Origin of the sequence: Tepidibacillus decaturensis, from assembly GCF_001561915.1 — a bacterium.
In the GTDB taxonomy this organism is placed as follows: domain Bacteria; phylum Bacillota; class Bacilli; order Tepidibacillales; family Tepidibacillaceae; genus Tepidibacillus_B; species Tepidibacillus_B infernus.
In genome coordinates, this window is sequence record NZ_LSKU01000001.1 from 2,453,226 (window position 1) to 2,465,251 (window position 12,026).

The 12,026-nt window shown below is 34.7% G+C and carries 11 protein-coding genes; 2 read left to right on the forward strand and 9 right to left on the reverse strand.

Features of this window, described 5'->3' with window-relative positions:
- The first annotated feature begins 25 nt into the window (after positions 1-25).
- Both U473_RS11440 and U473_RS11445 read left to right on the forward strand, forming a co-directional pair.
- Entirely contained in the window at positions 26-1,417 is a 1,392-nt protein-coding gene (locus U473_RS11440) for an AAA family ATPase (RefSeq protein WP_068726481.1), read from the forward strand.
- Positions 1,348-1,965, forward strand: a complete 618-nt coding sequence (locus tag U473_RS11445; RefSeq protein WP_068726483.1) for an RloB family protein — start codon at positions 1,348-1,350, stop codon at positions 1,963-1,965. Before U473_RS11440 ends, U473_RS11445 begins: the two co-directional genes overlap by 70 nt.
- 1,415 nt (positions 1,966-3,380) lie before the next feature.
- Here U473_RS11445 and U473_RS11455 read toward each other — a convergent pair.
- From U473_RS11455 to U473_RS11495, 9 genes are all read right to left on the reverse strand, one after another.
- Positions 3,381-4,541, reverse strand: a complete 1,161-nt coding sequence (locus tag U473_RS11455; RefSeq protein ID WP_068726485.1) for a UxaA family hydrolase — start codon at positions 4,539-4,541, stop codon at positions 3,381-3,383.
- The gene (locus U473_RS11460) at positions 4,542-4,841 is read right to left on the reverse strand and encodes a UxaA family hydrolase (protein ID WP_068726487.1); all 300 of its coding nucleotides are present in this window, start codon (positions 4,839-4,841) and stop codon (positions 4,542-4,544) included. It abuts the gene before it with no gap.
- Positions 4,842-4,843: 2 nt separating this feature from the next.
- Entirely contained in the window at positions 4,844-6,340 is a 1,497-nt protein-coding gene (locus U473_RS11465) for a tripartite tricarboxylate transporter permease (protein ID WP_068726489.1), read from the reverse strand.
- A 14-nt stretch (positions 6,341-6,354) separates the two neighbouring features.
- Positions 6,355-6,810 (reverse strand): tripartite tricarboxylate transporter TctB family protein, encoded by a 456-nt coding sequence (locus tag U473_RS11470; RefSeq protein ID WP_068726491.1) that lies wholly within the window; start codon positions 6,808-6,810, stop codon positions 6,355-6,357.
- A gap of 15 nt (positions 6,811-6,825) precedes the next feature.
- On the reverse strand, positions 6,826-7,809 hold the full coding sequence (locus tag U473_RS11475; protein WP_068726494.1) for a tripartite tricarboxylate transporter substrate binding protein: 984 nt from the start codon (positions 7,807-7,809) through the stop codon (positions 6,826-6,828).
- Positions 7,810-7,822: 13 nt separating this feature from the next.
- Positions 7,823-8,875, reverse strand: a complete 1,053-nt coding sequence (locus tag U473_RS11480; RefSeq protein WP_068726496.1) for an Ldh family oxidoreductase — start codon at positions 8,873-8,875, stop codon at positions 7,823-7,825.
- Positions 8,876-8,886: 11 nt separating this feature from the next.
- Positions 8,887-9,579: a GntR family transcriptional regulator gene (locus tag U473_RS11485; protein ID WP_161937332.1), complete on the reverse strand. Its 693-nt coding sequence runs from the start codon at positions 9,577-9,579 to the stop codon at positions 8,887-8,889.
- A 270-nt stretch (positions 9,580-9,849) separates the two neighbouring features.
- Entirely contained in the window at positions 9,850-11,034 is a 1,185-nt protein-coding gene (locus U473_RS11490) for a spr1629 family repressor/antitoxin (protein WP_068726500.1), read from the reverse strand.
- Positions 11,035-11,071: 37 nt separating this feature from the next.
- Positions 11,072-11,854: a spr1630 family ClpXP-sensitive toxin gene (locus tag U473_RS11495; protein WP_068727666.1), complete on the reverse strand. Its 783-nt coding sequence runs from the start codon at positions 11,852-11,854 to the stop codon at positions 11,072-11,074.
- Between the last annotated feature and the right edge of the window lie 172 nt (positions 11,855-12,026).

Sequence of the window (12,026 nt, forward strand, 5' to 3'; positions counted from 1 at the left end):
TTTGATAAATAGGTGTTGATTCATTATGATTATGGAATTTAGTGTTGAAAATTTTTTATCCTTTAAAGAGAGAGTTACATTAAGTATGGTTGCATCCAAGGATCGTACTTTGATTGAAAATCTAATACAACCAAAAAACTATGCAAATATATTTAAGAATTCCCTAGTTTCAAAAGAATCCTTATTAAAAACAGGGGTTATTTATGGCTCTAATGCCTCTGGGAAAACCAATTTTATCCATGCTTTAAATTTTATGAGAGAATATATCGTAGAAGGTCATAAAATTCAAAAAGGCGATACGATCCCAGTTATCCCTTTTAAACTTGACAAAAAAAGCGAACTTAGACCTAGCCTATTTGAAATCTTCTTTGTTGCAAATGGAGTTAAATATGTATATGGATTTAAGATTGATCAGAAGGAAGTACACGAAGAGTATTTATATTTCTATCCAAAAGGAAGACAAAAACTTATCTTTGAAAGACTTTTGATAAACGGTAAATATAAATATAAGTTTAATCAAGATAAAGAAGAACAAGAAACGTTATCAAAAAGAACTCTTGAAAATCGTTTATATTTATCAACTGCTACAGAATGGAATTATGAACCTATGGCAGTTCCTTTTAAATGGTTTAAAGAGAAGCTACAAATTTTTTTAAATGATTCCTTTAATGCAGATCTTACCCTTAAAAGGTCTAAAGACCAAAAATTTAAACATATTATTAACAAATTTCTTTCAGAGGCTGACTTAGGCATTTTAGACTTTGATATTAACTATCATAACTTTTCAGAGGATAATTTACCTGAAAATATGCCTAAAGAAATTATTTTTAAAGGGATCCAACAATATCAACAAAAAGACGACAAACTTGGGAAGATTCAATTTAAAGTAACAACTAGTGATGATATTAAGCTATACCATAAAGGAGTTGATTTAGAAGGTAATCAGGTAAAAATTCCTTTAAGCTTAACAGAAGAATCTGCAGGGACGAATAAAATCTTTAATTTAGTTGGTAATTGGATAGATGCGTTAATAAATGGAAAAGTTTTAATTATTGATGAATTAGAAACAAGCCTTCATTCCAATATTATCCGATTTTTGATAAAATTATTTCATGGTAATCATAATATTGGAAATGCTCAATTAATTTTTACTACCCATTCTACTAACTTGTTAAGAAGAGATATTTTTCGCAGGGATCAAATTTGGTTTACAGAGAAAAGCTATCAATTACAGTCCTCTTCTTTATACTCTTTATTAGAAATTAAAACTAGAAAAGATGAAAACTATGAAAAAGGGTATTTAGAAGGAAGATATGGAGCAGTTCCTTATATTGGAGAGGGTCTTTTATGGGACGAAGATTTCATAGAAACTTTGAAAGTCAACGAAGTAGAAAACAAAACACCAGAGAACGTTTAAATAAAATTATTATCTTTTGTGAAGGGGAAAAGACAGAAAAGCTTTATTTCTCAAATTTTAAACAAAGCACCAGATGTGAAATTAAGATACTAGAAACGAATGCCAAAGATGCTGAATCTATTGTTAAAGAAGTAGTTCGTAAGAAAGATCAATATGATTCAAAAGATATCATATGGTGTGTATTTGATGTTGACAATAATACCAATCAACAATTAATCAATGCAAAAACAATCGCTAATCGTCACAACGTCAAAATTTCATTATCTAATCCTAGTTTTGAAATATGGTTTTATCTTCATTATGAGTACACAACAAGGTATTTTTTAAATAACGATCTAATTCATCAATTGAATAACCATATTAGCAACTATGAAAAAAATAAAAATGTTTATCATCTGCTCGCCTCATATGAAGAAGTGGCTATTAGCAATGCTCATAAGTTAGTTGAACATCAAAGAAATTTGGGAAATGAAATTTTTAGCCGTGACAGCAATCCAGTAACTTTAGTACATGAACTGCTCAGTAATATCTATAAATTTAAAAGATAACTTTTTATAGAATTATCGTAGAGTTCTATTTTTAGTAATGATGGTAATCCTTTTATTCGATCGGGTAGGAGACTGGCCATTATTTGACCAACCGACCTCCCACAGCACCGTACGTACCGTTCGGTATACGGCGCTTCCAAAGTTTACACGTCACTTCGCAGAATAACACTCACTAAAACTAAGATATCCAGCCCGCTTAAATCGCTCGTTGGATAGGGCTTTTGTCAAGATAGGGCTATGGGCAGTACGCCAATAGCCTTTTCTTGTATTCGCCCACATCCACGCTTGCTCCTCACTCACACCTGCCTTCTTGAGGTTTTCAAAGCGTGTCCGGATTCGTTTCCATCGTTTCCAGGTCACCATTCGTATGCGACTTCTCAGCCACTCATCTAAACTACTTCCTCCGTTTGCTCTCACCGATTCCCATGCCATTTCCAAGTTCGTTCTGTGATACACTTTGTCGATTAACGAATGAACCTTTCGTCCTGTGCCTTCTGCTTTCATGCGTTCCGTGTCCTCCGCCTGCAAGTTTTGGGTCTTTCACATAGGGAACTATCCGTTCCTTGCCGCCTACTCGCGAAACTCACTCCAGTTCTGGTCTCCATAAAGCGAGCCGCCTTCCCCTTCTGCATCACCTTTTGAGTGAGCAGAAGCCAACCGCACCAGGGCGGTTGATCCGAACGTTTCTGTTGTTCGTCCGTTCCAAAGTATTACGCGGCTCTCCGACTTCTCGCCATGCGTACGGTATGCACTTCGGGGTTTCCTTATAACATCCGTTACTGAAACTGCCGCGCGTTCTTTGAAGCGGCGGGCGCGGCACGACCGCTTCGACTTTATTTACCCACTCGTCCTGCAAGTGCATTGGTTTCAGACATGACGAGATCTCCGTTGGTCACATCGTCATCTTCCGTACCATGCCGTCCGCACACACCTTGGTGCGATGGGTGGACTAGAACGCCTTCGTCTCCATAGTGCAGACTCGACCTTGCCCCATCTTTGGCCGACCGGTTCGCAATTCGGGCAGCCCCGTTTCACTACGCCCTGGTACTTCTCCTCAAGCCCTTCAGACTCTGCCTCACGACAGACGCCCTGCCCTCCGGCAACAAAATTGCCGGCCCCCGAGGCATTACCCCCGGGTTTGGATATGAGCCCCCTAGTCCGAGGCTCAGCGGGACTTTAACCCACCTGATGATCGTGCTGCCACGCACGCACTACGACTCGAACTGACTTCTGTGTGTTTAGTTTTACCTTACAGTAAAGGTTACTAAGTAGTGAATATCTTCTCACTATGCAGGGCGAACTAAAAAAACCACCAACTGTTTTTTTCAGTTGATGGTCTAATCATCTTACCCTTCATATAAACTCTTGCAATTGCAATTATTGTAATGTTCCTAAAACTAGTTAATTTCAACATTCTAAACGGTTGGTTGAATTTTATTTAAAGCAATCTCTTCTTCTCCTAGTATTTCAGAGCTTGTCATCTTTCCACTACAAACCTTCACCACATGGTCTGCCAACAATTCACCTACGTCTGATAATGGTTTTTCACCTTTAAATAAGGCAGTTACGTCAAAATCTATATTTGGTTTCATTTTCACTACCGTTTCAGGATTTCCTGATACTTTTATTGTCGGAGAAATAGGGGAACCCATAATATTTCCTTTACCTGTAGAGAATAAAATAATTTGTGCCCCTCCCGCTGAAATCCCGGTCATTGATTCACTTGCTGGAGCTGGTGTATCCATAATAAATAATCCTTTACCCTGTGGGGGTTCCGCAAATGTTAATACATTTTGAATTTCTGTAGTTCCACCCTTTATAATCGCTCCAAGGGATTTTTCTTCAATTGTTGAGATACCACCTGCAATATTATCTGGAACTGGGTTAGCACCTAATATACTAACCCCTCTTTTATTTGCCTCAAGTTCGACATTGTTAACAATCTCAATTATTTTTTCTCCAACTTCAGGTGTTTTCGCTCTTTTTTGTAATATATGCTCAGCACCTAAAAACTCAGATGTTTCTGATAGAATTACCGTACCACCTGCTGCAACAATCATATCTGCGATATAACCGAGAGATGGGTTTCCTGCAATACCCGAGGTAGTATCAGAACCCCCACATTCTACTCCAACTACTAAGTTACTAAAATCAAACTCTTCTTTTTGTTGTTCAGATGCTTCACTTACCATTTGTGCTGCAATTTTAGTAGCTTCAGCAACTGCATCAATACTGTTTCCACAGTCCTGTATACTTAGCGCTACTACATTCTTCTTACTTCTATCTCTAATTGCATCCGCTAATTTATTTGCTGATACTTTCTCAAGACTTATTACAAGTACACTATGGAAATTTGGGTTAGCTCCTATACCAACAAGTGTATTAAAGGTAAGTTGTTCATCTTGGCCAAATTGACCTCTACCATACCAAATTGGGATTGGGATTGTTCCTTTTACTTGGTTAGCAACCTTTTTTACAACACCATTTGAATTATCCATAGCCGCTAAAATCGCTACATTATTTCTTATACCTACAGTTCCATCTGGTCTTCTGTATCCTAAAAATGTTCTATTCATCTATTTTGCCTCCTTTGCTAGATCGCCACGCCCACGAATGCTTTCAATGTTATGAACATGAACTAAATCTCCGACTTTAATTTCATCCTTAGCAATACCGATAACTTCACCATATTTAATAACATTTCCTTTGATTGAAATAGCTTCTAAGGCAACCTTGTGACCTAATGGGATTTTTTCATTTGTTGTAATTTTAAAGCTTCCTTTTGAAGTTTTCCATGTAAGCTCAGTACCTCTCTCAATATGTGTTAGCGCCGTTGCAACATTATCATTTTCATTTAATACTGCAATTAATCTCATATTTAAAACTCCTCCTTTTGTCCCTTTTTCTTTTCTTTATTTAATCTATGAATAAAACTTATGATCGATAAAAAAGCTAGCAATAAAATAAACAGTGCCACTGGTCTAGAAAAGAATCCTGAATAATTACCATCAAAAAGCAACAAAGAACGCCGTAAATTAGATTCTATCATTCCACCCAAGATAAATCCTAAAACTACTGAAGGAAGGGAATAGTTAAATTTCTTTAATAAATAACCTAAAACTCCAAATACAAGCATAATACCAATATCAAAAACTAAGTTTCTTGCCACATATGCCCCTATCATCGAAATTAATAGAATGATTGGGGCCAATATTCTATTTGGAATGGCGACAGCCCGTGCCCAAATATTGGTTGTAATTTGGCCTAAAAACCACATTAAAGCGGTAGCAACTAATAATCCCACGAATAGTCCATAAACTAAATCAGGATTTTTATCGAAAATTTGCGGACCTGGTTGAATGCCCTGAATAATTAAAGCACCTAACATGATTGCCGTCGTTGGGGAGCCAGGAATTCCTAAAGTTAATAATGGTACAAGTGCGCCACCAACAGCTGCGTTATTGGCTGATTCTGGAGCAGCAATACCTTCAGGTGAGCCATTACCGAACTTTTCAGGATTCTTTGATACTCTTTTTGCTTCATTATAAGCAAACCATGAGGCTGGTCCTGCTCCCATTCCAGGAAATACTCCTACAAATGAACCGATTATTGAACCAATACCTATCGCTTTCTTCACTACTTTTAATTCATTAAAACTTATCCCTACCTTAAAATTCTTTGCTTTTATCTTTAATTGAGTATTTAAATCTTCACCGATTAGTTTTAGAACTTCTGATACTGCAAATAGTCCGATTAAAATTGGTAAGAGATTCAATCCTTCGTATAGCTCAGGCATTCCAAAACTGAATCTAGAGTAACCCGTAATTACATCAATCCCAATAGTTGCTATAAATAAACCAAAGAGAGCTGATAATAAACTCTTGCTTAGATAATTACTACTAAGACTAGCCACAGCTGTTAATCCTAATACACCTAAAGCAAAATACTCTGGAGGACCAAATTTTAACGCTAACTTTGCTAAAGGAATAGATAATGTCATTAAGACAATTACTCCAAAAAAACCACCAATTGTTGAAGCTGTTAAAGAATAACCTAATGCTTTACCTGGATAACCTTGTTTCGTCATGGGATAACCGTCAAGCAATGTAGCTACAGCTGCAGGCGTTCCCGGTGTACTTAATAGAATAGAGGAAATAGACCCACCATACTCGGCAGCTTGGTATAATGCCACTAACAATAATAGTGATGCTACAGGCGATAGATTATAAGTAAAGGGAAGTAGTAATGCAACGCCAATTGAGGGACCTAAGCCAGGAAGTGCCCCAACTAACATTCCGATTAAAGTTCCAATGACAATTACAAGGATATTTTGAAATGAAAATACTACGTCAATCCCCAGTAATAAATTTCCCATTAACTATCCCCCTTCTACCAAAATATTGATCTTGGAAAATTAACTTGTAATAATTTCCCAAATAGTCCATATACTATTCCTAATAAAAGAATAGTATAAATTAATGATTGAACATATTTCTTTTCAAGGAAAATTGAGAAGATACCAAATAACCAAATAGTCGTACTAACATAGAATCCAAGGAACTTTATAAGAATAAGGTAAATTACTATGGATAAAAGTGTGGCGATTTGTAATTTAATATCTCCGATATAGACTTTAGTATCTTTAAATTTAGGATTTATACTTTGTGCTATGTGGTATAATGCGAATAAGGACAAACCGCTCATTAACACTTTGGGCATGTAACCAGGCCCAAGGGTTTTTGAGGTTGGACTTGGAAACGTTTGAACTTTGATAAAACCTACAATTACAACTATTAGAAAGACTAAAGAGAGTAATAGGGTTCCTTTTTTTAAATTAAAGTACAAACAAATCTCCCCTTTTTATTTATTAATGTTCTGTAGGAATTGCATTGTTTTCTCAACCTCATTTACTAAATATGGATTAAAATCACTGGAAGACATAAATGCATCCTCTTGTTCAAACTCCTTTTGATAATCAGCCCACTCTTGGGTTTGAATTGCTTTGCTAAATGCTTCTTCTAAAGCTTTAACCCGTTCATCAGGAGTACCTGCCTTAACAAATACGCCTCTCCACAGAATTTCTTCAATGTCGTAACCCTTTTCTTTAAAGGTAGGAATACCACTAACGGTTTCAGAAACACTATTTGCTAATACTGCAATATTTCCACTATCAATCTGAGCTTTAGCGTTACTAGCTGTTGCTATAACAGCATCGACATTCTTACCTAATAGATCAAGAACTGCCTCTTTGCCACCATCATAAGGGATCCATGTAAATTCAATACCTGCTTTCTCCATTAATAACATTGCTACCATGTGATGGAAGGATCCTGTTCCAGGGCCACCTACTTTAAGTTTCCCAGGGTTCTCTTTAGCATAATTCACAAAATCTTCTAGGCTTTTGAATTGGCCTTCCGTATTTACCATAAGGGCTGAAGATTCTCCGTTAATTCGAACCACTGCATCAAAATCTTTTAGTTCGAATGGTGCCTCTCCGCCACCTAATAAGAAACTAAATGTTCTAGAATGAGTGGCTATTGTGTACCCATCAGCTGGTTGAGATAATACATAAGCTAAGGCAATAGAGCCACTACCACCGGGCTTATTTTCTGCTACAATTTTTTGGCCCAGTTCAGCTTCAGCTAATTTTGCTAACTTTCTAGCAAAGATATCAGCGCCCGAACCTGCCGAGAAAGGAATAACTAAATGTATTTCCTTAGTTGGGAAGGCTTCTTTAGAAGTACTGCCCTCATTTCCTTGAGACGTTGTATTAGTAGAACACCCTGCAACGACTAATACGCTTAATACAAAAATTAATAACATGATTAATAATCTATGGTTCATTCATATTCTCCTCTCATAAAAAGTTTAAGTTATATTTTTCTGCTATTCTCATTACTTCTTTAAAGGAATTAAGGTTAAGCTTTACTCCATCCTTTAAAGCTATTTTTCTACTAATCCCACCCCTTTCCCCAGGAAAGAAGATTTTCTCAACTCCATTTACCTTCTTGGAATTACGTAGCATTACTATTTTTTCTTCTATGAACGACTTAAACTTATTTATATCCAAGAAAAAATCTATATTTATCGCAATAAATAAATGGCTTACTCTTTGAGTTTTATTTATTTCATCAATTGGGTTTACATCTATATCCCAAACTCCATCTGATAAACCAGAAGTTAGAAGACTAATAGCTAGGGTAATACCGTAGCCTTTATGCATTCCCATTGGCAACAAAACTCCTCGTAAAGCTTCATAGGGATCATTTGTTGGATTCCCCTGACTATCTAATGCCCACCCATCCGGTATAGTTTTTCCAAGTTCTGCTGCTTTTCTAATTTTCCCAGCAGCTACAATGCTATTTGACAAATCTAGCACAAAGGGTAATTCAGGATCACTTGTTGGTAATGCTATGGACCATGGATTATTACCAAGCATAGTATCAACTCCACCCCATGGCGCTAATCGTGGCGAGGCATTTGTAAATACAAGACCAATCATATCATCCCTAGTTGCCAAATTTGCATAATAACCTGCTGTACCAAAGTGTTGACTATTCCGAACTGAACTGATACCAACGCCATATTTCTTTGCTTTCGATATTGCCTTAACCATAGCAAAATGCGAAATGGTTGTTCCTAAACCATCATTCCCATCAATAACAGAAACTGCTTCCTTTTCTTTTACAATATCCAGGCTTGTAGGAACTTTAATTGCCCCTGACAAGATGCGTTTTTCGTAAAATGGAAGTCTTATTAACCCATGTGAATAGGTACCTCTTATTTCAGCATCCAATAAGGTATCCGTTAAAATCGCAGATTCATTTTCTGGTACTTTTAAATGGTTTAATAATTGCTTCGTTTTTATTGTTAATTCCTCATATGAAAGAACTATTTGTTCATTATGCATGTTAACCCCCCTTACTCAACCTGTCTGTATTTGAAAAATTTAAAAATCGGGAGATTATCCAATTGTTGTCCTTCATTATTTTTTATAAGCAATCGATAACCCGCTGACAAAATATGATTCCTTATAAATTCTTCAGCTCTTTTTGAATCGCCATTTTTAATCATTTCAAAAATCTGTCTATGTTCTGATATTGAAACCTCAGAATGCCTTTTATTTGAAAGAGAGCTAGATCTAATTAATAAGCCTTTTGCTCTCAAAGGTTCAAGCATATAAAATAATTGTTTGCTACCACTTGCCTTTAAAATGTAATCATGAAATTTTATATTGCTTTCAGTTAAAACCTTGATATCTTGATTTTTCTCGGCAATTTCGGATAGTTCAATTAATTCCATCATGTAATATAGATATTGTTTTCTTTTCTCATTTAGCGCTGCTAGTCCAGCTGCAGTTCCCTCTACTGAAGCCCTTAACGCATAAACTTCAGCAATATCCTCTAAAACAGGGTTAAATACAGAAACACCTTTATTAGGCTCATTTACTAATAAACCTTCATTTATTAATTGTTTTAAAGCTTCCCGAATAGGTGTCCTACTAAATCCAAGATCCTCTGTTAGACGTAAATCTGTAAGTCTTTCCCCAGGTTTATATAATCCGCTCATTATATTTTGTTTGAGTTGATTATAGGCTTGTTCGTATAATGGCATTTCCCTCAAAAGCTTCACCAAACCCTCTCCCATCTTTAAAATATTCAGAATATAAATAAAAATAGAATAATTATCTGTATACTATTATATAAATTGTATACAATTAAAGCAATAATATTCTGAATATTTTTTATTATTTTTATACTTAAATAAAGATGACACCAGAGAGGATTCAGATGGACTTACACTAGTTAATCGCCATGCGTACAAACATAAAAAAACCACCAACTGTTTTTTTCAGTTGATGGCATTCTAGAAACTTAAAGAATATTACTTTGTTTTAAAAGTTAAATCAGAAAGTGTAAATTGTCTAAATTTCCGTTCTGAATAATTCTCAAAAAAGGTTTCCTCAATTCCAAGTATCTTAGTAAAAAATTTAGTATCGACCATAAGAGTATCTAATAGTGTATTTAACGACAGATGGTCCTTCTCAAATAAAAGTTGCAAAATACTTTTAATTTTTCCTGGTTTAATAATCTTGATTTCACTATCTAACGGTTCATTAACTTTATATCCGTTTTTATTAATCATTATGTTGAAATACCTATATTGTTGATAATTTATTAATCCTAAAGAATATGCTCGATGAGCAAGTGCTTGTATAGAAACAAGCCACTTTTTTTTCAGATCTAAATAAGAATCGGGATTAGATTTCTTTGCTAAACAATTAAAATCGTTAATGAATTCCTCTTCAGGTAATAAGAATATTGAAGCAAACAAATTTGCTTCATTTTCATATTCACGATATGACATTTTATCTAGTACACCAAACTCAACCTTATAATGTAACAATAAATGTCCTAATTCATGTGCAAGGTCAAAATTACGTCTTACAGCAGATTTTTTTATATTGCCAAGAATAATATATGGCTTTCCGTTGTCTGACCAAACACTGTATGCATCTATCTTTTCACCTATTGCTTTTTCATATACGAAAGCGCCTTTCTTTTCAAGCATAAATAGTAAACTACCATTCCCCTTATTGTTTAAATCTAGAAACTCTCTAGCATAGTTAGCTATACGTTTAATATTTTCTTTCCTTTCGAAACCATCATCATTCATTATTTCTATTGCTTTTTCTCTAAGTTGAACTATTTCATTTTTGGGATAATGTATCTTTTTTTCAACTAATCTCAAAAATGCATCAACAAATTCAACATGTTTAGCTTCAAATTGTGTTTTTTGAACACTGTTAATTGTAGTGGCTCTGTATGCAATATGGTTTTGATTAATTTTTATATCATTATTCTTACTCAATAAATCTTCGTTATAAAAATATCTACTTTTTACACTAAAAATTTTCTTTAATTCATTCACAATTTCCATTTTAGGAGACATATATCCGTTTTCATATTGCCAAACGGCCTGCTCAGTAATATTAAGTAATTCAGCAAGCTGTTTCCTTGTATAACCATGAAGAATTCGAATGTTGGATAAGGTATTACCAACAAACATATAATCTACCTCCTAAATATTGAGACAACAACATTTGTTATTTTTTATCTTCTTTAGAAAGATCATCCTCGTGGAATATATCATAATCAATTGCGTTAGTAGATTCATTGTTAAACTCTAATTGATCGTTCTCAAGTACAGATGTATCCAAATCTGTAAGGTCTATAGAACTAGTGTTAATTAAATCAGTTAAGTCTTCTACCAAGTAGGCCTTATCATTTTCAGGATTAGGGAGCCAAACCTTAATACTAGCAATCATATTAGCTTGGTCAATTTCATACGTAATAATATAAAATTTATTAAATTCCTGTTGTAGTTTAGCCACATCCGAATCTAGAAGAGATTTCATAACTGCATCATCGAAGAGAGTCATGCTTTTATGAACGTCAGTTTCATCCATAAACAGAGTTGGTTCAGTTGGAAATTGTATATTTTGATTGATTTTTGATAACTTTTTTAAATAGTTCTCATTTTCCTGGTCTCTATTTCTCTCACCAGTAACTTTTCTTCCCTTTGAGAAATTTTCTTCATCAAAATACCTACTATTTCTAATGATGTACATAGAACTCTCATTTTCATCAATAAATTGTAGGTATCCCCATGTATATCCAGCTCTAGCCTTATTGAATTTAATACCAATTTCCTCACATTTAATCGCTGTTTGATCATCTATATGATTTCCCTTTACCCATGCATAAGCGCTACTTATTTTCATTTGTTGACTTTTCTCAATTCGTTCTTGAATGTAATTTTTATATCCCTGCAATATTCCATCGACAATTCTTTGGCTAACTTGCTTGCCTAATTGATATTCTTTCATTTTATCCCTCATTTCTATTTTTACTCTTCCATTTGTATTTTATACTAACTCAAATAATTTTTAAATAAAAAATGATAATTATTGATAAAAATTAAAGTGAAATTGGTTATCGGACAAACAGATGCAAATCCGTTTATTCATTAAATGCTTTGATAGAATCGGGTAGGAGGCT

Coding starts and splice junctions, on each gene's coding strand:
- U473_RS11440 (WP_068726481.1), top strand. CDS start 26: ATGATTATGGAATTTAGTGTTGAAAATTTTTTATCCTTTAAAGAGAGA.
- U473_RS11445 (WP_068726483.1), top strand. CDS start 1,348: ATGGGACGAAGATTTCATAGAAACTTTGAAAGTCAACGAAGTAGAAAA.
- U473_RS11455 (WP_068726485.1), bottom strand. CDS start 4,541: ATGAATAGAACATTTTTAGGATACAGAAGACCAGATGGAACTGTAGGT.
- U473_RS11460 (WP_068726487.1), bottom strand. CDS start 4,841: ATGAGATTAATTGCAGTATTAAATGAAAATGATAATGTTGCAACGGCG.
- U473_RS11465 (WP_068726489.1), bottom strand. CDS start 6,340: ATGGGAAATTTATTACTGGGGATTGACGTAGTATTTTCATTTCAAAAT.
- U473_RS11475 (WP_068726494.1), bottom strand. CDS start 7,809: ATGAACCATAGATTATTAATCATGTTATTAATTTTTGTATTAAGCGTA.
- U473_RS11480 (WP_068726496.1), bottom strand. CDS start 8,875: ATGCATAATGAACAAATAGTTCTTTCATATGAGGAATTAACAATAAAA.
- U473_RS11485 (WP_161937332.1), bottom strand. CDS start 9,579: ATGCCATTATACGAACAAGCCTATAATCAACTCAAACAAAATATAATG.
- U473_RS11490 (WP_068726500.1), bottom strand. CDS start 11,034: ATGTTTGTTGGTAATACCTTATCCAACATTCGAATTCTTCATGGTTAT.
- U473_RS11495 (WP_068727666.1), bottom strand. CDS start 11,854: ATGAAAGAATATCAATTAGGCAAGCAAGTTAGCCAAAGAATTGTCGAT.